At 69.5% G+C, this 22,115-nt stretch carries 20 protein-coding genes; 10 read left to right on the top strand and 10 right to left on the bottom strand.

Going from position 1 to position 22,115, the window contains the following annotated elements; translation table 11 throughout:
• The first annotated feature begins 143 nt into the window (after positions 1-143).
• The 4 genes from GEMRO_RS0100170 to GEMRO_RS26470 all read left to right on the top strand — a co-directional run bounded on the left by GEMRO_RS0100170 (position 144) and on the right by GEMRO_RS26470 (position 4,443).
• The gene (locus GEMRO_RS0100170; RefSeq protein WP_027132426.1) at positions 144-1,013 is read left to right on the top strand and encodes a shikimate dehydrogenase; all 870 of its coding nucleotides are present in this window, start codon (positions 144-146) and stop codon (positions 1,011-1,013) included.
• 42 nt (positions 1,014-1,055) lie between these two features.
• The gene (locus tag GEMRO_RS0100165) at positions 1,056-1,850 is read left to right on the top strand and encodes an SDR family NAD(P)-dependent oxidoreductase (protein ID WP_027132425.1); all 795 of its coding nucleotides are present in this window, start codon (positions 1,056-1,058) and stop codon (positions 1,848-1,850) included.
• A gap of 112 nt (positions 1,851-1,962) precedes the next feature.
• Positions 1,963-3,354, top strand: coding sequence for a Si-specific NAD(P)(+) transhydrogenase (sthA, locus tag GEMRO_RS0100160; protein ID WP_027132424.1), 1,392 nt, complete (start codon positions 1,963-1,965; stop codon positions 3,352-3,354).
• A gap of 99 nt (positions 3,355-3,453) precedes the next feature.
• The gene (locus GEMRO_RS26470) at positions 3,454-4,443 is read left to right on the top strand and encodes an aldo/keto reductase (RefSeq protein WP_051328505.1); all 990 of its coding nucleotides are present in this window, start codon (positions 3,454-3,456) and stop codon (positions 4,441-4,443) included.
• A gap of 39 nt (positions 4,444-4,482) precedes the next feature.
• On the opposite strand, the gene GEMRO_RS0100150 is transcribed toward GEMRO_RS26470, so the two are convergent.
• From GEMRO_RS0100150 to GEMRO_RS0100135, 4 genes are all read right to left on the bottom strand, one after another.
• On the bottom strand, positions 4,483-5,625 hold the full coding sequence (locus GEMRO_RS0100150; protein WP_027132423.1) for a carboxylate-amine ligase: 1,143 nt from the start codon (positions 5,623-5,625) through the stop codon (positions 4,483-4,485).
• Positions 5,626-5,725: 100 nt separating this feature from the next.
• On the bottom strand, positions 5,726-6,709 hold the full coding sequence (locus tag GEMRO_RS32160; RefSeq protein ID WP_157505339.1) for a potassium channel family protein: 984 nt from the start codon (positions 6,707-6,709) through the stop codon (positions 5,726-5,728).
• Positions 6,706-7,185 carry a GFA family protein gene (locus GEMRO_RS0100140; protein WP_027132422.1) on the bottom strand — a complete coding sequence of 160 codons (480 nt, stop codon included), beginning with the start codon at positions 7,183-7,185 and terminating at the stop codon, positions 6,706-6,708. Before GEMRO_RS0100140 ends, GEMRO_RS32160 begins: the two co-directional genes overlap by 4 nt.
• A gap of 97 nt (positions 7,186-7,282) precedes the next feature.
• Positions 7,283-8,575 (bottom strand): lipopolysaccharide biosynthesis protein, encoded by a 1,293-nt coding sequence (locus tag GEMRO_RS0100135; RefSeq protein WP_027132421.1) that lies wholly within the window; start codon positions 8,573-8,575, stop codon positions 7,283-7,285.
• Between the two features lie 106 nt (positions 8,576-8,681).
• On the opposite strand from GEMRO_RS0100135, the gene pgi reads away from it, so the two are divergent.
• The 3 genes from pgi (at position 8,682) to GEMRO_RS0100120 (ending at position 12,959) form a co-directional block, all read left to right on the top strand.
• Positions 8,682-10,310 carry a glucose-6-phosphate isomerase gene (gene pgi / locus GEMRO_RS0100130; protein WP_407645344.1) on the top strand — a complete coding sequence of 543 codons (1,629 nt, stop codon included), beginning with the start codon at positions 8,682-8,684 and terminating at the stop codon, positions 10,308-10,310.
• Between the two features lie 151 nt (positions 10,311-10,461).
• Positions 10,462-11,805, top strand: coding sequence for an HdeD family acid-resistance protein (locus GEMRO_RS26460; RefSeq protein WP_051328503.1), 1,344 nt, complete (start codon positions 10,462-10,464; stop codon positions 11,803-11,805).
• 38 nt (positions 11,806-11,843) lie between these two features.
• Positions 11,844-12,959 (top strand): MFS transporter, encoded by a 1,116-nt coding sequence (locus GEMRO_RS0100120; protein WP_035484339.1) that lies wholly within the window; start codon positions 11,844-11,846, stop codon positions 12,957-12,959.
• A gap of 25 nt (positions 12,960-12,984) precedes the next feature.
• On the opposite strand, the gene GEMRO_RS0100115 is transcribed toward GEMRO_RS0100120, so the two are convergent.
• The 6 genes from GEMRO_RS0100115 to GEMRO_RS0100090 form a co-directional block, all read right to left on the bottom strand.
• On the bottom strand, positions 12,985-14,082 hold the full coding sequence (locus GEMRO_RS0100115; protein ID WP_157505337.1) for a TRAP transporter substrate-binding protein: 1,098 nt from the start codon (positions 14,080-14,082) through the stop codon (positions 12,985-12,987).
• Positions 14,083-14,136: 54 nt separating this feature from the next.
• Positions 14,137-15,357 (bottom strand): MFS transporter, encoded by a 1,221-nt coding sequence (locus GEMRO_RS0100110; protein WP_027132417.1) that lies wholly within the window; start codon positions 15,355-15,357, stop codon positions 14,137-14,139.
• 179 nt (positions 15,358-15,536) lie between these two features.
• The gene (locus GEMRO_RS0100105; protein ID WP_027132416.1) at positions 15,537-15,920 is read right to left on the bottom strand and encodes a PRC-barrel domain-containing protein; all 384 of its coding nucleotides are present in this window, start codon (positions 15,918-15,920) and stop codon (positions 15,537-15,539) included.
• A gap of 126 nt (positions 15,921-16,046) precedes the next feature.
• Positions 16,047-16,622 carry a YcbK family protein gene (locus GEMRO_RS0100100; RefSeq protein WP_051328502.1) on the bottom strand — a complete coding sequence of 192 codons (576 nt, stop codon included), beginning with the start codon at positions 16,620-16,622 and terminating at the stop codon, positions 16,047-16,049.
• A gap of 152 nt (positions 16,623-16,774) precedes the next feature.
• Entirely contained in the window at positions 16,775-17,980 is a 1,206-nt protein-coding gene (locus GEMRO_RS26455; RefSeq protein WP_051328501.1) for an MFS transporter, read from the bottom strand.
• A gap of 119 nt (positions 17,981-18,099) precedes the next feature.
• A complete protein-coding gene (locus GEMRO_RS0100090) occupies positions 18,100-18,384 on the bottom strand; it encodes a BolA family protein (protein WP_027132414.1) in 285 nt (94 codons plus the stop codon).
• 201 nt (positions 18,385-18,585) lie between these two features.
• On the opposite strand from GEMRO_RS0100090, the gene GEMRO_RS26450 reads away from it, so the two are divergent.
• The 3 genes from GEMRO_RS26450 to GEMRO_RS0100075 all read left to right on the top strand — a co-directional run bounded on the left by GEMRO_RS26450 (position 18,586) and on the right by GEMRO_RS0100075 (position 22,024).
• Positions 18,586-18,990 (top strand): helix-turn-helix domain-containing protein, encoded by a 405-nt coding sequence (locus GEMRO_RS26450; protein WP_051328500.1) that lies wholly within the window; start codon positions 18,586-18,588, stop codon positions 18,988-18,990.
• A 518-nt stretch (positions 18,991-19,508) separates the two neighbouring features.
• A complete protein-coding gene (locus GEMRO_RS0100080) occupies positions 19,509-20,453 on the top strand; it encodes a hypothetical protein (protein WP_027132413.1) in 945 nt (314 codons plus the stop codon).
• 164 nt (positions 20,454-20,617) lie between these two features.
• A complete protein-coding gene (locus tag GEMRO_RS0100075; RefSeq protein ID WP_027132412.1) occupies positions 20,618-22,024 on the top strand; it encodes an amidase in 1,407 nt (468 codons plus the stop codon).
• Positions 22,025-22,115 lie beyond the last annotated feature (91 nt).

Genomic DNA, 22,115 nt, shown 5'->3' with positions numbered 1-22,115 from the left:
AGCATCGGCTGCATCCGACGTCGGATATGCCGGGGCAGTGTCACCCATATCCGACGTCGGATGAACCTGCCACGTCCCGCCGGGGCTCGACGGGCCCGGCGGGACGTGGCAGGACCGGAACAAATCCTGCAGGGGGCATGGGGATGCGGATCACCGGGGCAGCGCGGGTCGCCGGCGTCATGGGCTGGCCGATCGCCCATTCGCTTTCGCCGGTGCTGCACGGCTTCTGGTTCGAGCGGCACGGCATCGACGGCGCCTATGTCCCGCTTCCCGTCCGCCCCGAGGATGCCATCACCGCGATTCGCACGCTGCCCAAGCTCGGCTTTTTGGGCTGCAACGTCACTCTGCCGCACAAGGAAGCCGCCTTCGCCGCGGTCGACGTGCGGGACGCGGTGGCCACCCGGATGGGCGTGGTCAACACCGTGATGGTCCAGCCCGACGGCAGCCTGCACGGCACCAGCACCGACGGCGCCGGCTTTTTGGCGAACCTGGCCGAGCAGGCGCCGGACTGGCGGGCAGAGCAGGGGCCGGCCGTCCTGTTCGGGACCGGCGGGGCGGCAAGGGCGGTGGCGATCACCCTGCTGGATGCCGGCGTACCTAGCATGCGCCTGATCAACCGGACCGAAGCCAAGGCTCAGGCGCTGGCCTGCGACCTGAGGGCAATGTTCCCCGGCCGCCCGGTCGAGGTCGTCGCCTGGCAGGAGCGTGCCGAGGGGCTCGATGGGGCCGGCCTGCTGGTCCAGTGCACCTCGCTTGGCATGAAGGGCCAGCCGGATCTGGACCTGGCGCTCGATGCCCTGCCCGGCAGCGCTCCGGTCGCCGACCTCGTTTACACCCCGCTGGAGACCGGCCTGCTGCGCCGCGCCCGTGAACGTGGCCATCCGGTGGTGGACGGGCTCGGCATGCTGCTGCACCAGGCCGTGCCGGGCTTCGCCCATTGGGGCGGCGTGACCCCGGTGGTCGATGCCGCCGCCCGCCAGGTGGTGCTCGATGTGCTGCAGAAGAGATCTTGAAGCAAGGCCGGCGTCCGCCGGCCGATCGGGAGGGAAAGAGACATGGATCTGGGGCTCACGGACAAGGTCGCGGTGATCACCGGCGGCAGCATCGGCATCGGCCTGGCGATCGCGCACGGACTGGCTGCGGAAGGCGCCCATGTGGTGGTCGCGGCCCGCAACCTCGAGCGCGCCAAGGAGGCGGCCGACGAGGTCGCCGCCAAGCACGGCACCCGCACCCTGGCGGTCGGCGCCGACGTCGCCACCGCGGACGGCTGCGCCCAGCTGATCGCCCAGGTCGAGCAGGCGTTCGGCGGCGCGGATATCCTGATCAACAATGCCGGCACCGGCAGCAACGAGACCATCCTCGAAGCGCCGGACGAGAAGTGGCAGTATTACTGGGACCTGCACGTGATGGCGGCGGTGCGGCTCGGCCGCGGCATGGCGCCGGCCATGATCAAGCGGGGCGGCGGGGTGATCCTGCACAACGCCTCGATCTGCGCGACCCAGCCCCTGTGGTACGAGCCGATCTACAACACCACCAAGTCCGCCCTGCTGATGTTCTCCAAGACCCTGGCCAACGAGCTGATCCCGCACAACATTCGTGTGAATACCGTCAATCTCGGCCTGACTCTGACCCCGGACTGGGTGAAGACCGCCACCCAGCTCACCGAGGGCACCGACAAGACCTGGAAGGATTATATTCAGGGTGTCGCCGACGAGTGGGCCCCGATCAAGCGCTTCGCCTCGCCCGAGGAGGTCGCGGACTTCTTCGTGTTCCTGTGCTCCAAGCGGGCCACCTACAGCGTCGGCAGCACCTATTATGTCGATGGCGGCATGATGAAGTCGATCGTGTGATCGATTGAACCGGCACCCTGCCTCGCCCCGCGAGGGGAGGGCAGGGTGCGCACTGGCATGGCGATTGCTGCTTTTGGAGGCGCCGTCTGGCAGCGTCCGGAGCAGACACGTCATGCGCTACGATCTGATCGTCATCGGCAGCGGACCCGCCGGGCGCCGCGGTGCCATCCAGGCCGCCAAGCTCGGCAAGAGCGTGCTGGTCGTCGACAAGGGCCGCCGGGTCGGCGGCGTCTCGGTCCATACCGGCACGATCCCCAGCAAGACCCTGCGCGAGACCGTCCTGAACCTGTCGGGCTGGCGGGAGCGCGGGTTCTATGGACGTTCTTACCGGGTGAAGAAGGAAATTTCTGCCGGGGACCTGCTGAACCGCCTGCACATCACCCTCAACCACGAGGTCGAGGTCCTGGAGCACCAGTTCGCGCGCAACCGGGTCGCGACCCTGCACGGCACCGCGCGTTTCCTCGATCCCCACCATCTGAAGGTGGAGGGCGATAGCAACGAAAGCCTGGTCCTGTCGGCCGACCGCTTCCTGCTGGCGGTGGGCACCCGGCCGCACCGCCCGGCCTCCGTTCCCTTCGACGGCCGCCACGTCGTCGACAGCGACGAGATCCTCGAGATCGACCGGCTGCCGCGCAGCTTGGCGGTGGTCGGGGCAGGGGTCATCGGCGTCGAGTACGCCACGATCTTCAGCGCCCTGGACGTGCCGGTCACCCTGATCGAGCCGCGCCCGACCATGCTGGACTTCATCGACCAGGAACTGGTCGAGGATTTCGTCCACCATCTGCGCGACCGCGGCATGACCCTGCGCTTTGGCGCCGGCATCGCCGCCATCGAGCCGCCGGGGGCGCGGCCCTGCACCATCCGCCTGGAGAACGGCCGCACCGTGCAGGCCGACATGGTCCTCTACGCCGCCGGCCGCGCCGGCGCCACCGCCGAACTCGACCTCGCCGCCTGCGGGATCGGGGTGGACGGCCGCGGCCGGCTGGAGGTCGACCCGCACAGCTTCCAGACCGCGCAGCCCCACATCTATGCGGCCGGCGACGTGATCGGGTTTCCGAGCCTGGCTTCCACCTCGATGGAGCAGGGCCGGCTCGCCGCCTGCCACGCCTTCGGCGTCCAGGCCTTCGAGCCGCCGCGCTTCTTTCCCTACGGGATCTACTCGGTGCCGGAGATCTCCACGATCGGCCTGAGCGAGGAGCAGGTCCGCCAGAAGAACATCCCCTATGAATGCGGCATCGCCCGGTTCCGCGAGACCTCGCGCGGCCAAATCATGGGGCTGAACTCGGGCATGATGAAGCTGATCTTCGGCCAGGAGGGCCGCCGCCTGCTGGGCTGCCACATCGTGGGCGAGGGCGCGACCGAGCTTGTCCATATCGGCCAGGCGGTCATCAACCTGGGCGGCACGCTCGACTACTTCATCGAGAACGCCTTCAACTATCCGACCCTGGCCGAGGCCTACAAGATCGCCGCCCTGGACGCCTGGAACAGGATGCAGCACGGCTGACGGCCAGGCAGGGGAGGGGAGGCCCGCCCCTTTACCTGGAGCCTTCCGTGAACCAACTGCTCCCGACAATGCCCTGGTCGAACGTGAAGGAGATGGTTGTTGGAACAGCGGGAACTCGGCAAGTCGGGCCTGAAGATCGCGCCGCTCGTGTTCGGCACCAACGTGCTGGGCTGGACGGTGGACGAGCGGACCTCGTTCGATCTGCTCGACCGGTTCGTCGATGCCGGCCTGAACGCGATCGACACTGCCGATGTCTATTCGGTCTGGGCTGACGGTCACCAGGGCGGCGAGTCCGAAGCCATTATTGGCAAGTGGATGAAGGCGCGCGGCAACCGGGACCGCATCATGCTGGCCACCAAGGTCGGCATGGACATGGGTGGTGGGCGTACCGGGCTGAAGGCCTCCTACATCGCCGAGGAGGTCGAGACCTCGCTGCGCCGGCTGCAGACCGACTATATCGACCTCTACTTCGCCCACCAGGACGATCTGGAGGTGCCGCTGGAGGAGACCCTGGACGCGTTCGCCCGGCTGGTGGAGCAGGGCAAGGTGCGGGTGATCGGTGCCTCCAACTACGAGGCGCCGCGCCTGTCCGAGGCCCTGGCAGTCTCGGCCGACAAGGGCCTGCCGCGCTACGACGTCCTCCAGCCGCACTACAATCTTTACGACCGGATGGCCTACGAGGTGGCGCTCGAGGAGGTCGCGGTCGAGCACGGCCTGGGCGTGGTCACCTACTTCTCCCTGGCCAAGGGGTTCCTGACCGGCAAGTACCGCAGCGAGGCCGACCTCTCCCAGAGCGTGCGCGGCAGTGGCATGGCCGCCAACCTGGAGGCCCGCGGCCAGCGGATCCTGGCGGTCCTGGACGAGGTCGCCGCCGAGACTCGATCCAGCCCGGCCCAGGTGTCCCTGGCCTGGCTGATGGCGCGCCCGTCCGTGACCGCGCCGATCGCCAGCGCCACCAGCATCGCCCAGATCGACGAGCTGATCGGCGCGGTCGAGCTGAAGCTCGGCGCGGACGCAATCGAACGGCTGGACCATGCCAGCATGCCGAAGCTTTTGGAGGAGTCCGAGAAGATCCTGGTCAACGAATGACGGCCGGCCCTTCCCCTGGCTCAGGGGAAGGGCCCTTGCTCAGAACGCGGCCTTGGTGCCCTCGACGGTCAGGCGGATCAGCAGGTCGACCACGTCCCGGCCGGCCTGCTCCTCGCTCACCTCGGCCTCGCGGGCGGCCCTCCAGGCCGCCAGCTGCGCATCGGCGCTGGTGCCGCGGGCGACGATGTCCTTGGCCTTGTGCAGTTCCTCGCCGCAGCCCAGCGCCTCGGCGTCCTCCTGCAGCTCGTCGACCAGTTCCTCGACCAGCTGCCGGACCGGGATCAGGCGCTCCCGCTTCAGGCAGGCCAGCTCCGCCTCGACCCCGCCAAGCTGCGCGCGCCACTTGTTCTCCTCGGTGACGAGCTTCTGGAACCGGTGCGGCGCCGGGTCCTCGGTGCGCGCGAACAGCGACAGCAGCGACTGGTAGATCGCCGCCAGGGTCACCGTGTCCTCCAGGCGGGTGCAGATCTCGGCGGTCCGCAGCTCCAGGGTCGGCTGGCGCAGGCTCGGCCGGGCGTCCCACCAGATCTTGGAGGAGTCGGTGCAAAGGCCGGACTTCGCGAACAGGTCGGTGAACGCCTTCCATTCCGCCCAGTCCGCCATGACCTGCGGAATGCCGGTGCGCGGGAACTCGCCAAAGATGGTTGGCCGGAACGCCTTCATCCCGGTGGCATGGCCCTGCCAGAACGGCGAGGAGGTCGAGAGCGCCAGGAACAGCGGCAGGTAGGGCACCAGCCGGTTCATCACCGTGATCCGCCGGTCCTTGTCGTCGATGCCGCCATGGACATGCATGCCGCACACCACGGCGCGGCGGGCGACGAACCGGTAGTCCTGGGCGATCTTGCGGTAGCGCGCACCCTTGCTGGTGCGCTGCGCGTCCCACATCGAGAAGGGATGGGTGGAGCTGGCGACCAGCGCCATGTCGTGCTCGCGGGCGATCGTGGCGAGCGTGCCGCGCAGCTTCGCCAGTTCCTTGCGCGCGGCGCCGACCGTCTTGCACACCCCGGTCGCGATCTCGATCTGCGACTGGAGCAGCTCCGAGGTGACGACCTCGCCCAGGGCCTTGCGGGAGGCGTTGAAGAAGGCGTCGTTGTGCCTGGCCACCAGCTCCCGGGTCTCCAGGTCGACCAGGAGATATTCTTCCTCGATCCCGATCGTATGCCGGACCGGCTTGGTATTCATCGTCGCTCGCACTCTATCGCAAGGGCCGGGCAAGACGCTGCCCCGCGTGCCTGCCGAACCGGACCAGGAGATCGACGGTTCCGTGGCGGGTCGCGGCGGGTCATCCCTGACGCTGCCGCTCCAGCTCCTCGCCAGCCCGCGCATGCTGGCCCTCGAGCGGAGCGTCGTCTTCCGGCTCCGCTTCCGGATCGTAGGACGCGATCTCGGAGAACGCGAACAGCAGCAGCACCACGCCGAACACGATCTCGGCGAGCACCAGGAAGCGGGCAAGCGCGTTGACCGGCGTGATGTCGCCATAGCCAATCGTGCTTAGGGTCACGAACGAGAAATAGACCGCGTCGGGCAGGGTCAGGCGGGTCTCGGCCCCGGCCACCGAGAAGGCCGGCCTCGCGGCATGATGATCGACCAGCGCATAGAGCGTGGCGAACACGGCCCCGATCATGAGGAACACGATCAGGAACGAGAAGATCGGCACGATCCTGGTGCGCATCCGGACCAGGAACAGCCGGAACAGCCGTCCGGTCTCGTCAAGCAGGCAGGCGATGTCCGGAGCGAACCAGACCGTGGTCGCCGCGATCGCCGCCATCGCCCACAGGAGCGAGACGGTCGCGGAACTGGCGTCCTCTTCCACCGGCCCCGTGGCCGCGGCGACCGCTCCGATCGAGAAGCAGGCAGCCAGCCAGCCGATCCCGCGCAGCAGGATCCGCTGCCGGAGCCGGCGCTGCCGCCGAAGCAGCCGCGCCCGGATGACCTGGCGCTTCCAGGCAACCCCGGCGACCAGGCCCAGCAGCGGCAGCACGAAGCCCACCGCTTCGGCGGCCCAGCTGGCGCCGCGGAACACCCCGATCGAGGCGCAGGTGAACGCCGCGGTATAGATCGCGATGCAGGTGGCGAGCGTCGCGCTGACGGTCGCCGCATGGGGAAGCAGGCGCGCCACCGTGAGCACGGTGGCGCTGACGCTCAGGATCATCATCAGCACGAACAGCGGCCGGTGAGCTCCGACCGCGGCCGACACCAGCAGGATCATCAGGATCGCCACCGACATCCCGCCCGCCAGGGAGCGCTGCCCGGGACGGACGCTCACGTGGACCACCCGGTCGCTGCGGCGAGCCGGGCCTGGGAGGCTGTGGACCAGTGCCAGCGAGGATCATAGGTCCCTTCATGCGCCGGGAGATGGGAGTCCAGCACTACCCATGGCTGCCGGCTCGCCGTGTAGCAGTGCAGGGCCGGAACCAGGGCGTCCGGGCGGTCCAGCGTGCCGACGAAGACGAAGGCGATCGCCTCGCCGAACGCTGCATGGTTGCTCCAGAGCGCCGTGGCGCAGCGCGGGCAGCGGTGCAGCTTCTTGCCGGCGGGCAGGGCGGAGGGCGTGGTCACCACCGTCGGCGCCACCCCCCACAGGGTCAGGCGCCGGGTCTCGATGATCGTGTTCACCGCGAAGGCCGAGCCGCTGACTTGCTGGCAATGGCGGCAGTGGCAGCAATGGGTGAAGATGGGCGCAGCCTCCATGCGGTATCGGACAGCGCCACAGGCACAGCCGCCTTCGAGATTGCCGGTCATCCACAAGATCCGCGAACGTGCGTCATCTGGCCTTCACCTGAACAGGACCGGATTGGCGGCGCGCCGGCACCAAGCGTCGTCGCCGCTCCCCCTCCTGTCAACTTGGCCGCTGCCTTCGCACCAGGCGCAGGAGGCTACGCCCGTCCTCGGCCGAGGGCAGCAGCAGGTCGCGCAGCTTCGTGCCGAAGATCCGGTGCCAGGCGAACAGCACCGCCGCCGCCACCACCGCCTGGCCGATCGTGTAGCCGATCGCGGCCCCGGGCACGCCCAGGCGCGGCGTCAGCCACCACACCAGCAGCCCGTGGATCAGGCTGCCCGGGCCGAAGATCAGGAGCCCGAGCCGGGCCTGACCGCGGGCGGACAGGCCCGGGAACAGCATGCTGGCCTGCGCGCCCAATACCGCTCCCGGCAGCATCAGGCGCAGGGCATCGGCCTGGCCGACATAGGCCTCGCCCAGCACCAGGCCCAGGAGCCAGGGCGCCGCCAGGCCCACCACCACCGCGAACCCGGCCATGCTGATCGTGAGCAGCCGCACCAGCCGGATCGTGTCGGCGGCGCCCCGGCCACTCTTGTCCTGCTGGACGCCGTGGGCGAACACGGCGACCCCCACGGCGGTCGCCAGTTCCGCCAGGATCTCGGTCATCCGCAGCGTGCCGACATAGCGGCCGACCAGGTCCGGCTGGTCGACCGCGGTGATCGCCCAGATCCCAACCCGGCTGAACAGGATCACCCCGATGATCCCGGCCAGGAACGGCAGCCCGCCCAGCACCAGCTCGCGGCACAGGGCCAGGGAGGGCAGGGGCAGCGGGCGCAGCCGCACCAGGAGCTGGCCGACCAGCACCAGGGCGCCCGTCCACTGCGCGGCCACCAGGATCAGGAGCGCCGTTTCCAGATCAAGCATGTTCTGGAAGAAGGCCGGCACGGTCAGCAGCAGCAGGACGGCGCGCACCGCCAGCTCGCCGACATTGAGCTCGGCCACCCGCTTCAGTCCCAGGAGCGGTCCCTGCAGCGTGCGCATCACCACCTGGGGCGGCGTCACCATTGCGGCGCTCAGCAGGAGCTGGTGGCTGAGGTCGTAGCCGGCCATCGCGCAGGCCTGCCAGGTCGCCATAGCCCCCAGCGGCGCGGCCATCGCCAGGAACGCCATGGCCGTGGTCGCGACCGCGCCGGCCGGCACCCCGCGCTGGCCGATCGCGTAGGCGCCGGCCTGGCGCAGTCCCAGGTCGAGCGCTACCGAGAGGATCAGCGTGGTGGCCACCAGGAAGCCGTAGAATCCGAAATCGGCGATCGGCAGCGCCCGGGCCAGGAGCGCCAGGGCCACGACGTTGGCGCCGCGCATCAGCAGACGGCTGGCCAGCACCCAGGCAGTATCGAGAACGAGGCGGCGCAAGCGGGTGATCCGTGTCCGGGGTGGAACTCGCCGTCGGTTTGGGGCTGGACGGACGTCCTGCCAAGCGGCATCGCCTTGCGACGCCCTGGAGATCCAACGGGAGACGGTGATGGACCAGCGAGTAACCGAAGCGTTCGATGCGCTGCGGGCGCATGCGGCAGGGGTGAAGAAGCAGCACCTGCGGACGATGTTCGAGCAGGACCACGACCGGTTCCCGCGCTTCACCGCGGAAGCCTGCGGGATCCTGATGGACTACTCCAAGTCCCGGATCACCTCGGACACGGTGAAGCTCCTGGAGAAGCTGGCCGCCGCCGCCGGGATCGAGGCGCGCCGCGACGCGATGTTCGAAGGCGAGAAGATCAACACGACCGAGGACCGCGCGGTCCTGCACACCGCCCTGCGCAACCGGTCGAACAGCCCGGTCGAGGTCGACGGCCAGGACGTGATGCCGGACGTGAACGGCGTGCTGGCGGCGATGGAGAAGTTCACCGACGCGGTGCGCGACGGCAGCCGGACCGGCTCCACCGGCAAGCGCATCACCGACGTCGTCAACATCGGCATCGGCGGCTCGGACCTGGGGCCCCGCATGGTGGTCCGGGCGCTGTCGCCTGACGCCTCGCCGGAGCTGCGCGTCCATTTCGTCGCCAATGTCGACCCGGCCGACATGCACGACACCCTGCAGGCGCTGGATCCGGCCACGACCATGTTCGTGATCGCGTCCAAGACCTTCACCACCATGGAGACCATGACCAATGCCCGGGCGGCGCGCGCCTGGGTGGCGGACGCGCTGGGCGAGGCCTCGGTGGGCGCCCATTTCGTGGCGGTTTCCACCAACGCCAAGGAAGTCAGCGCGTTCGGGATCTCCACCGACGAGATGTTCGGCTTCTGGGACTGGGTGGGCGGACGTTATTCGCTCTGGTCGGCGATCGGCCTGCCGATCGCGCTCTCGGTGGGCTTTGCCACCTTCAAGGAGTTGCTGGACGGCGCCCACCAGATGGACCGCCACTTCCAGACAGCCCCTATCGGCCAGAACCTGCCGATGCTCTTGGGTCTGCTGCGGGTCTGGGAAATCGACGCGATGGGCAGCAGCTCGATCGCCCTGCTTCCCTACGACCAGCGCCTGGAGCTGTTCACCCCGCATCTCCAGCAGGTCGACATGGAGAGCAACGGCAAGGGCGTGATGCTGGACGGCTCGCCGGTCGTGTTCGGCTCCGGGCCGGTGATCTGGGGCTCGCCTGGCACCAACGGCCAGCATGCCTTCCACCAGCTCCTCCACCAGGGCAACCGCATCATCCCCTGCGAGTTCCTGCTGGCCAAGACCAGCCGGAGCCCGATCGGCGACGGCCACCAGAAGCTGATCGCCAACTGCCTGGCCCAGTCCGAAGCGCTGATGCGCGGCAAGACCGAGGACGAGGTGCGCGCCGAGCTCACCCGCCAGGGCATGTCCGGCGAGGCCCTGGAGGCGCTGGTCCCGCACAAACTGTTCACCGGCAACCGCCCCTCCATCACCTTCCTCTACGAGAAGCTCGACGCCCGGACCCTGGGCGCGGTGATCGCCCTCTACGAGCACGCGATCTTCGTGCAGGGGACCTGCTGGGACGTGAACAGCTTCGACCAGTGGGGCGTGGAGCTGGGCAAGCAGCTGGCCCTGCCGATCCTGGAGGAGCTGACCGGCGGCAAGAGCGGCAGCCATGACGCCTCCACCGCCGGGCTGCTGGCGCGCGTGAAGAACTGAGCGGCAAGGACGCCTTCGGCCCTGCCCGGAGGCGTCCTTGCCAGACCATCGGTTCATCCCCGCGCCGACTGTATATTCGGCGCGGCTTGCATTGTGTCCCGGTCCCGGGGTTGCTCGCCAAGAAAAGCCGCCAAACCGGATCGCCCCGCCGATGCGCCTCCTGCTCCTGCTGCTCGGGACCGAGTACCTGCGTACCCGATGGCTGGCCTTCGCCCTGCTGGGTGCGGTCTGGATCCTGGCCGGCGTCGTGATCGTCCTGGATGCGCTGGACGGGGTACAGTACTTCCCGCTGAGGCTGTTCGGCTGGCTGCTGGTCGTCGAGGCCGGCATCGGCCTGGCGATCGCCCTGGCTGGCATCGCCCTGCGTCCGGTACTGCGCGGCGCGTGGGCGGCGCTGACGCTGCTGACCGGCCTCCTGCTGGTCCTGCCGTTCCAGGTCGACCACCTGGTGCTCGCCCTCCTGTTCGGGCTGACCTTCGCCGCCGACGGTCTGTTCCGGATTGCCGCCGCCTGGATGGTGCGCTTCCCAGGCTGGCGTACCGCGCTCGCCGGCGGCGCGCTGGAGATCCTGTTCGCGGCCTCGGTGATGCAGCCTTGGCCCAGCCGCTATCTCGGCACCGTGCCTATCTGCCTGGCGCTCGTGCTGGCGCTCTCGGGCTGGACCCTGGCCAGGGTCGGCTGGCGCCTGCGCCGGCTGCGCCCCCAGGCATCGCTGGGCCTGCTCTATGCCCGCGGCCATTTCCTGCGCGAGGGCCAGCTCGCGGAAGGTGCCGACCTGCCGGTGTCATCCGACGGCGCGGAGCTGACCGTCCATGTCTGGACGGCACTTGGCACCGCGTCCGACCCGCGGCACCGTCCGCTGATCGATCGCTACATCGCCGCCGTCGACCACAAGGGCGTGGTGTCCACCGGCCACTCGGCCCTGGATCTGCCCCCGGACCTCTATGTCAGCCACTACCCCGCCATCGAGATCGACCACGCCCCGGACGACTTCGCCCGCCTGCTGCGCGCCACCGCCGAGAACGACGTACCCGGCCGCTTCCTTCCCTCCTACACACAGGAAGCGGCGGACTGGTGCCCCTCCACCGAGCAAGTGCGCTTTTGCCGCTTCGACGCCGGTCGGCTCCGGCGGTTCTGGGAGGTCTATCGCCGGGATGCGACCTACAACCTGACCAACCGCAACTGCTCGAGCGCCGTCGCCCACGCCCTGGAGATCGCGCTGGAGGGAACGCTCGGCCGGCCTGACCGGGGGCTGCGCCATGCCGTGCGGGTCCTGATGAGCACGGAGTTCTGGGCCGCCTCCATCCTGCGCCAGCATGCCGAGTCCATGGCCTGGACGCCTGGCCTGGTGCTCGACTACGCCCGCAACCTCCAGGCTTTGGAGAACCCGCCCCGCCTGTCGGCCCATGCCGTGTGGCGGATGCTGCGGCACCCGTGGCGCCGCGGCCGGGCGTTGCGGCGCCACCAGCGCCCGCGCTCGGTGACGGCCCTGTGAACGAGGCAGGGTCGTCCCCGGAAGCCTCGCGCTCCACGATGCTGTCCTGCGCGATCGTGATCCTCACCGCCTCGATCTTCGGGCTGACCTACGGCCTGACCGCGCCGCTGATCGCCGTGGACCTGGCGGCGGATGGCCATGGCGAGCTGGTGATCGGCCTGAACGCCGCCATGCACGCGCTGGGGGTCCTGCTGGTGGCCCCGGCCATGCCGCTGCTCACCCGCCGGCTCGGCGCCCGCCGGCTCGTCCTGCTGGCCCTCCTTGCCAGCGGCGTGCTGCTTGCCCTGTTCCCATGGATGCCCACGGTCTGGCTCTGGTTCCCGCTCCGCCTGGGCCTGGGGATCGCCGCCGAGATCCTGTTCGTGCTGACCGAGACCTGGGCCAATGCGCTGAGCCCCGAACGGATGCGCGGTCGGATCATGGCCGCGTACACGGCGTCCCTTTCTTTGGGCTTTGCCGGCGGCCCGGCCATCCTCGCCGGCATCGGCACCGGCCAGGAGGCCTATCTGGTCGGTGCGCTCATCGCGCTTGCCGCCCTGGTCCCGGTCTTGCTCCCGATCGCCCACGCCCCGCCGCCGATCGAGGACAAGCCACGCCACCCGCTGCGATTCGTGCGCATCGCCCCGCTCGCCATCGGCGCCACCTTCCTCAATGCCGCCGTGGAAACCGCCGGCCTGTCCTTCATCGCGCTCTATGCCGGCGCCATGGGCTGGCCGGAACAGGATGGGCTTCGCCTGGTCACCACGCTGATGGTCGGCGCCATCGTGCTGCAGCTTCCGATCGGCTTCCTGCTCGACCGCTGCGACCGCCGGCGCATGGCGACGGTCCTGGCCGTGCTGGCGACGCTCGGCGCGTTCCTGTGGCCCTGGACGCTGGCCACGCCCGTGCTGGCCTATGGCTTCGTCTTCGTCTGGGGCGGGCTGTTCGTGGGGATCTACACGGTGATGCTGATCGTGGTCGGCAGCCGCTTCTCCGGCAGCGACCTGGTCGGCATCTATGCGGTGATGAGCCTGGCCTGGGGCGGCGGGGCGCTGGTCGGGCCGGCGCTGGCAGGATTGGCCATGAGCGCCAGCCCGGCCTTGGGCCTGCCGTTCGCGATCGGGCTGGGCTGCGGGCTGTTCGCCCTGGCGGCCTGGCGGAGCCGGGGGACCTGAACCATCCCCCGGACCGGCCCGGCCGTCAGCCCCGCCGGTTGCGCACCATGAAGGCGTCGTAGCCGAACTCGGTCACCTGCCACCACAGGTACTGGTCGTCCCGGAACGCGACCAGGTGGTCGTAGACCTTCTTGAACTCCGGGTTGCTCTCGGAGATCTCGGCATAGAGCTTGTTCGCCTCTTCCCAGGCGGCCTGCATGACGTCCTGGGGGAAGGGGCGCAGCACGGTGCCGGCGGCGATCAGCCGCTTCAGCGCCGCCGGGTTCTCGGCATCGTATTTCGAGCTCATCCAGCCATTGGCGTACGCCGAGGCATAGGTCAGGATCGCCCGGTACTGCTCGGGCAGTTCCCGCCACTTGTCCAGGTTGACCATGGTGCAGATCAGCGGGCCGCCTTCCCACCAGCCAGGGTAGTAGTAGTACTTGGCGACCTTGTAGAGGCTGAGCTTCTCGTCGTCGTAGGGGCCCACGAACTCGGCGGCGTCGATGGTGCCGCGCTCCAGCGCCGGGTAGATGTCGCCCGGTGCGATCTGCTGCGGCACGGCGCCCAGCCGCTCCCAGATCTGGCCGGCCATGCCCGGGATCCGGAACTTCAGGCCCTTCAGGTCGGCCAGCGAGTTGATCTCCTTGCGGAACCAGCCGCCCATCTGGCAGCCGGAATTGCCGCCAGGCATCGCGTGGACGCCGTACTTCTCCATGAAGCTCTGGAGCAGTTCCATACCGCCGCCCTGGTAGAGCCAGGCGTTCTGCATCCGGGTGTTCAGGCCGAAGGGCAGGTTGGTGAACAGGGTGAAGGTCGGGTCCTTGCCGGAATAGAAGTAGCTGGGCCCGTGGCCGATCTCGACCGTGCCGTTCTGCGCGGCATCCAGCACCTGCAGGCCCGGCACGATCTCGCCGGCTGCGAACACGTCGATGCGGAAGCGGCCCTCGCTGAGCTCCGAAACCGCCTCGGCGAACCGGCTCGCGGTGCCGAACAGCGTGTCCAGGCCCTTGGGAAAGCTGGACACCAGCCGCCAGTGCAGCTCCGGCATCTCCTGCGCCGAAGCCGGCTTCGGCGGCAGCGCCAGACCTAGTCCTGCCGCTGTCCCGGCCACGCCGGAAACGAGGTTGCGCCGCCCGATCATCTGCCACCTTCCATTTTTGGCCCGGCCGGACCCTACACGGGGAAGGGCGGGCCGTCAGCGGGCGCGCGGGTCGATCTGGCCGATCGACGGCGAGGTCGCCGGCAGGTTGACGAATCCGGGCCGTTCCTCCGGCGGCACCGCCGCCCTTCTGGTCATCCGCCAGAGCACGAAGCCCGCTACTCCGCCGGTAACCCCGCCACAGAACAGGAACAGCCCGGAGGGGCCGGTAATCTCCATGAGCTTGGCCGCGATCAGCGGCCCGCTCGCGGCACCGACCGCCCAGATGAACAGCATGCCGGACGCGAGCCTGGTCATCCCGCCCGGCTGGACCTGGTCGGCGGCATGGGCGGCGCAGATCCCGTAGAAGCTCAAGGCCACCCCGCCCAGCAGCAGGAACAGGACGAGCAGGGCCGGCTGCCCTGTGGGCGGGAAGGCGGCCAGGATGCCCGAGAAGCCGGCGACGCCCGCCAGGCAGGCGACGATCACCCAGCGCCGGTCGATCCGGTCCGACAGTCGGCCCAGCGGCCACTGCACCAGCAGCGACCCTGCCTGCATTGCCGAAAGCAGGATCACCGGCAGGCTCACCCCGATGCCGATCTGGTCGCCCCAGACCGGCAGGAGGGCCGGCACCGCGCCGTTGATCAGCCCGGCCCCCATCACCCCCACCACCGCTGCCGGCGCGGTCCGCCAGAGCTCCGCCAGCCGGAAGCCGAACTCGGTCGGCATCGGCGGCTCGCTGGTGCGGGTGAGGGTCACCGGGATCAGGGCTGCGATGAATCCCGCCACCGCAAGGCCGATCCAGACCGGTGCGGTCGGCACGCCAAGGGCGAACGAGGTCTGCGCCAGCACGACCGCGGCCTTGATCGTGACCAAGTAGAACGCGATCACCCCCCCGCGGGCATCCTTGGGCGTGGCGGCGGCGAGCCAAGCCTCGACGATCACGAACAGCCCCGCCAGCACAACGCCCATCAGGAAGCGCAGCAGCGTCCACAGCCAGGGCGACAGTGTCGCGGCGAAGGCCATCGCCACCAGGGCGCAGGCGGCGGCAAGCGCCGCGAACGCGCGGATATGGCCGACCCGGCGCACCAGGTGCGGGCCCAGGGCGCAGCCGAACAGGAAGCCGGTGCCGTAGGCGGTGCCGATCAGCCCGACCACCACCGGCGAGGCCTCGGCCAAGGTGAGCCGCACCGGCAGCAGGATGGCGAAAAGGGCGTTGGCGAACTGCAGGAGGGCCGCGCCGATGACGACCGCGATGACCGCAGTGTAGGGACCCATCCTCGATCGTTCCGGTCCGCTGTGAAGCTTTCCAGCCGTGCAGGCCGGCTCGCGCTGGACCTTGCATCAACCAGCCGCCGGTTTCGATCCCTTTTCCCGGAACATCGCGATCAGGATGGCGCCACGGAGGCGAGGCGCCGCGTGCGGGCAAACGCCTCCGTGGCCCGCGTCATTCCCGCTCAGTAGCCGTAGAACTCGTCGATGCGCCGGCCGTAGTCCCGGTCCATCCAGTGGCCCTGGTCCTGGTCCGCGGAATAGCTCGGAGCACCCTCCAGCCGGTTCTTGTCGATGTCGATCACATAGCCGCCGCTGATCCGGTCATAGGTCAGGGCGCGCCACGGCAGCGGGTGGTAGGTGCTGCCGATGCCGAGGAACCCGCCGAACGACAGGACCGCGTAGGCGACCTGGCCGCTGGTCTTGTCGATCATCAGGTTGTGGATGGTGCCGAGATGGTCGCCGGCACGGTTGTAGACCTCCGTGCCTTCGACCTTGTCGGAGGCGATGAGCGTGCTCGTCTCGTTGGCTTCGACACTGCCCTGGAGATCGCTCGAGGTCGCAGACATGGCTGCTTCTCCGGTGTTCGGTTCCTTGCTGGAACGAACATCGGGAGGATGGGCCGGTTCCGCCCGGGGCAGGGGAGTGGCGGCTCCGCCCCATTCGCTTCACGCAACCGCCGCAGCACCCTCGGGTCAGCGCGCCGACCAGGCTCGCGGGGCGCCGGTGTCGACATGGACGAAATGCGAGACCGGGTAGTAGCCGACCCCGCCCTTGTTCAGCGCGAGCGCGGCGTTGCGGATCTGCCGGGGAGTGCGGCCGGAGATCCGCAGGTCGACCGCCTGGCCCTTCATGTGGAAGCTGTTCTTGGCGACCCCGCGGCTCTTGCGCCGGAGCATCGCGTTGGTCTCGGGCGTACGGTAGCCGGACAGGACGTCGATGGACGCGTTGGTCTCGAGCTTGCGGTGCAGCTCCCAGAGCAGGTCCAGCAGGTCGGTGTCGATATGCTTGACCTCGTCGGTCCGCCAGTCGCGCATCACCAGGTCGATGCGGCGCAGGTTTTCCGGGATGAGGCGACCGTCCGCCTTGTAGACCACCTTCAGCCGTTCGCCGGTATGCTGGTGGGACAGGGACAGGACGCGTTCCACGCCCTTGGCCTTGCTGTTGGCGATCGCGGGGGCGGGGAAGGCTGCGGCGATGACCGGGGCGGCGGCGAAGGTGCACAGCCAGGAACGGCGCGTCAGCCTGGGGAGCGGCGCGGAGTCGAGCAAGGGGATCCCCCGTTGAGGCAGTAGGGCAAGCGGCCAGGGCTGCCGACGGTCGCGGCGGTTCTACCCTCGATGGCCGTACCTTCACCTAGAGTTTACTCTTGGCACGGGCAACCGGGCAATTGCGCCACATGGACTGTGGCAGTTCCGCACGATCAGCCGGCCGACCTTCGCCTCAACCCGAGCCATGCAAGCCCGCTGGCGGCCGCGGCATAGGCTGCGCAGCCAAGGAAGATGCTGGCAAAGCCGGTGCCGTGGTCCAGGAGGAGGCCGAACACGCCTGGCGCCGCCGCGGCCGACATGATCGTCGCCGAGGTCACCAGGGCCCGGACGCTGCCGAGGTCGCCAAGCCCGTAGAGCTCCGCCAGGGTCGAGGTGCTGACCGTGGCGAAGGCGCCTTGGGTGAGGGCTGCCAGCGCCATGAACAGGAAGATCGCCTGCGGCTCCTGGCCCGCCGCCAGCACCAGGCAGGCTGCCGCCTGCGGCAGCACCAGGACCGGCAGGAGGCGGCCGGCGCCGATCCGGTCCACCGCGACGCCGCCGCTCAGCGAGGAAAGGATCGAGGTCGAGGCGAACACCACGAAGGCGGCGGCGAACTGGGCGAGGCTCCAGCCCTTCGCGTCGACCAGCGCCACCTGGTGGAAGAAGATCCCGGTCGAGATGAAGGGCGGGGCCAGCAGAACCGGCAGGATCATCAGGAAGCGGCGGTCGCGCAGGAGCCAGAGCGCCGGGCGGGCCATGCCTCTCCCCCCGCCGCCGTCGCCGCGGCCAGCCGGGACCAGGGCCAGCAGCAGCGGGATCATCAGGATCACGAGCAGGCTGGCCGCGGCCAGCCAGACCGCGCGCCAGCCGATCCAGCCCTGCAGGTTCACCGCGAGCGTGGGCAGGACCGCCTCGCCGACGCTGAATCCTAAGGCTGCCAGGGCGATGCCGCGGCCGCGGAACGCACCCAGGTGCCGCGCGACCATGGTCATCGCCGCATGGCTCATCAGCCCCTGCCCGAACAGGCGCAGGCCGAACAATGCCACCGCCAGCACCACCGGGTGCGGTGCTGCCGCCAGGGTGGCGCAGGCCAGCGCCAGCCCGGCCACCGCCCCGATGCAGAAGCGCCGCAGGTCGATCCGGTCGATCTGCGCGCCCAGCCACAGCATCAGGAACCCGCTCAGCAGGTTCACCCCGGAATAAAGCGTCCCGTAGCCGCCATGGCTGAGATTGCCGATCGCCGCGATGTCCTGGGCGAACAGGGCGATGAAGAAGGTCTGCCCAAAGCTCGAGAAGAAGCAGAGCCCGAACCCGGCAGCGAGCCAGGTGAGGTTCGATCGCGCCGAGTGGGCGGCCGATCGGGGCGGGGCGGAGGACATGGACGGTTCCGAGACTGCGGAGCGGGCGCCGTTGCCGGGCACCCATCGCGCGTTCGCCGGCACCTGTCCATGTCTGCGGTCCCCGGGGCCCTCGTTCTTCGGGCGGGAGGAGGCCCGGCTCAGGAGGCCTGCGGCGAACCGGCTTCCTCGGGCGTCAGCGCACGCAGGGCCAGCGCATGGATCCGCTCCTCCATCAGCGGAGCCAGCAGGGCGTTGACCGCCCGGTGGCGGGCGATCCGGCTCTGGCCGCGGAAGCTCGCCGAGACGATCATCACGTCGAAATGGGTCTCGCCTCCTTCCCGCCATCCCCCATGGCCGCGGTGGTCGGCGGAACGGTCGTCCACCTGCAGCGCCAGCGGTTCCAGGGGCGCCAGGGCGGCGCGGATCCGGTCGGTCATCCTCATCTCAGCGTCTCCTCGCTTTCCCGCGCACCTGCCGCGCCACCGCGCCGCTGGCAAGCGCCGCCTTGCCGCCCTGCGCGATCTGCCCAGGCCGCAACAAACGTCATGGGCGCAAACCGATCGTTAACCTTTACGACCTAGAGTAGCGTCCAGACGCAACCGGTAAGGCTGGTGCGTTGCCTCGCATCCACACCGGAGACGATGATGAAGGGGAAGGTCAACGGGCTTTCCGCGCCAGGCAGCGGCCGCGCACGGGCCCAGGACATCGACCGTTTCGTGGGCAACCGCATGCGCGCCCGCCGGACGATGCTGGGGCTCACCCAGCAGCAGATGGCCGACATCATCGGCGTGACCTACCAGCAGGCCCACAAATACGAGAAGGGGGTCAACCGGATCGCCGCCGGCCGGCTGTTCCAGATCGCGCAGGCCCTGGGCGTGGATGTCGGGTTCTTCTTCGAGGGGATGAGCGGCATCGCCGAGGTCAGCCCGTCCCCGCAGCAGCGCATGCTGCTGGAGCTGGCGCGAAACTTCATCGCCATGCCCAACCGCCGCCACCAGGAAGCCCTGTGCACCCTGGCCCGGGCGCTCGCCGAGAACGACGACAACTAGGCGGAGGGGGCGGATCAGGCAGTCCGCCCACCCGGCAGGTCGATTCTCGAGAAGCCAGGCGCACGGCATCCGCCGGCCCGAGGGATGCAGGGTGATCGGCGGCTTCACGCCCACGCGCCGCGGCTTGTCCCGTCCTCGCGCGGCCGGGCGCGCTCGCCCGCTTCTGGGGCTGACGAAGGGCGAGAGGCCGCTGGCCATCTCCGGACAGTCTTCTGACGCCGGCCCCACGCGGCGGCAGAAGACTGTCCGGCCAGCGAACGGGTCATCCCGGAGCCAACGGCCCCTGCTGCACAACTCCGGAAATCGTTGCCAGCAGCCAGGCGGCGTGGATATTTCACTTCGATCGAGCGACGGAAGCAGTACGCGGCGTCTTCCGATCCTGCGAAATCCGATCCTGCGAATCGGGGAGGTGGCGCCGAATCGGATGGTCGATTGCTTCGCCGGTGCTGACTGCGCCACAAGGATGTCCTGCGTCGGCGGTGGCCGCTGCTTGGCTTCATTCCGGAGAAGGCGGGCGGATGGCGACCAGCGCCTCTGACATCGACCGCAAGCTCTGCCTGACCGCTGCGGCGATCGGCGCGATGACCCGCAAGGATCTCGCCTCGGCGTTCCGCAGCGTCAATCCCACAACCTCCTTCGACATCGAGCGTGCCCACAAATGGCTGCAGGGCCGCGCCCGGCCGCGGGAGCGCAGCATCTACGAGGACTGGAGGCAGGTGGCCGGGCTGGAACAGGCCGGCAGCTGGATCGCCGACTGTTCCCTCGAAGCCTTCCTTGATGCGCTATGCCAGCGGCATCGCCAGGACCGGGCGATCCTGCTGCGCCGCGCCGAGGCCTTTCGCGGCCAGCCGGCCCGTCCCCCTGCCGACGGGATGGCGGACCTGCTGGGCGCCTATGTCTGCTACTCCCATGCCTGGTCGCCCTATTTCAGCGGCCGGCTGGTGCGCGGCTTCCTGTCGATCGCGACCGAGCGGGACCAGCTCCTGGCCCGTTATGTCGAGGACCTGCCGACCGGAACGCTCAACGTGCAGGGCAGCGTGACCGACATCCGCCATGCGCTGCATCTGGACCTGCGCGATCCGAACGGCCACGCCCACTTCATGTACTGCCTGTTCCCGCCCTCCGCCCCGGTGAGCGTCCTGGGCGGGCTGATGTGCGGCACCACCATCCTCGGCCCGGAGCCGTGCCCCTCGGTGACCCGGATCCTGATGATCCGCCTGCCAGTCGCGCAGGCCCGGCCGCCGGAGGGGGAGGCTTATCTGCCGGCGGGCGGGTCGATCGCGCGTGACCTAGCGCGCATGGGGGTGCAGCTGGACGACCCGGAGCCGGCCGACCGGCAGCTCGCCGGCTTCCTGGGCAGCCGGACGGCCATGGGCATGGACCAGGTTCCCCAGGCGGCGTTCCGCTCGATTGTCGAGCTGTTCGACCGTGCCTGGATCACCCGGGGCGACCATGCCGGGTAAAGACAACCTCCCAGCGGACCGCACCACCCTGCCCGGGCGCGGGGCCAGCCAGCGACGTCCCCGCCAGCCGACGCTCAGGCGTTGTGGGAACCTCCACCTTCGGCCGTTGGCAAGCCGTTTGCTGCCTCCCTGCCCGCCTCGTCGGAACTAAGGACCCGTTCACCATGGATTCATCGCAGCTCCCTTATGCCAACCTGGTCGACATTGCCGGGCTGATCCGCACCAAACAGATCTCCCCGGTCGAGGTGACCGCGGCCATGCTGGAGCGCATCGAGGCGCTGCAGCCCAGGCTGCATGCCTACGTGACCGTGACCGCCGACCAGGCGATGGCGCAGGCCAAGGCCGCCGAGGCCGAGATCATGAGCGGCCGCTATCGCGGGCCGCTGCACGGCGTGCCGATCGGCCTGAAGGACCTCTGCTTCACCAAGGGCGTGAAGACCACCGGCGGCATGGCGATCTATGCCGACTACGTACCCGACGAAGACGGCACCGTGCCGGCGCGCCTGACCGCCGCCGGTGCGGTCACCCTCGGCAAGCTGAAGATGACCGAGGGCGCCTATGCCGAGCATCATCCCACGGTGCAGGCGCCGCTCAATCCCTGGAACCCGGCGCACTGGGCAGGCTCGTCCTCCTCGGGCTCGGGCGTCGCGACCGCCGCCGGCCTCTGCTACGGCTCGATCGGCTCGGATACCGGCGGCTCGATCCGCTTCCCGTCGCTGATGAACAACGTCACCGGCCTGAAGCCGACCTGGGGCCGGGTCAGCCGCCACGGCTCGTTCGTCCTGTCCGACACGCTGGACCATCTGGGCCCGATGACCCGGTGCGCCGCCGATGCTGCGGTGATGCTGCACGCGATCGCGGGCGAGGATGACCGCGACCCGACCACGCTGCTGGCCCCCGTCCCGGACTATCTGGGCGCGGTGCAGGCGGCCGGCGTGTTCGGCGCGCGCGGCCTGCGGATCGGCATCGACCGCGACTACAACACCAAGGACGTCGACCCGAGGGTGGTCGAGCTGACCGAGGCCGCCGCCGCGGTGCTGGCCTCGCTCGGCGCCGAGCTGGTGGAGGTCGAGTTCCCCGACAGCCAGTCGGTGCTGGAAAGCTGGGTGGCGTTCTGCGCCTACGAGACAGCCCATGTCCACCGGGAGACCTACCCCTCCCGCCGGGACGAGTACGGCCCGACCCTGGCCGGCTTCATCGACATCGGGCTGGCGCAGGGACCGCTCGACCTGGCGGCGATGGCGATCGAGCGCGACCGGTTCAAGGGCCGGCTCGCCCGTCTGTTCCGCAAGGTCGACCTGGTCCTGATCCCCGGCCTGTTCCTGCCCGGGCCGTCCCTGGAGCGGCTGGCCCTGGGCGATCCCTCGGAACTGACCCGCCTGCTCAAGTACACGGCACCTTTGGACGTCAGCGGCAGCCCGACCATCACGCTGCCCTGCGGCTTCTCCGACATCGGCGTGCCGGTGGGCTTCCAGCTGGTCGGCCCGCATCTGTCCGAGCAGACCCTGCTGTGCGCCGGCCACGCCTTCCAACAGGCCACGGACTGGCACACCCGCCATCCGGAACTGTGACTTTTCTGGGCATTTTCTTGCCGATTCCTGCATAAGCAATGATGCCCACGCCATCGCACCGCGCGGCCCGAAGCCGTGCATCGGCATGGTG

Origin of the sequence: Geminicoccus roseus DSM 18922, from assembly GCF_000427665.1 — a bacterium.
GTDB classification, from domain to species: Bacteria; Pseudomonadota; Alphaproteobacteria; order Geminicoccales; family Geminicoccaceae; genus Geminicoccus; species Geminicoccus roseus.
The sequence above is the reverse complement of the archived record's forward strand: the minus strand, read 5'-3'. Positions and strand labels throughout refer to the sequence as shown.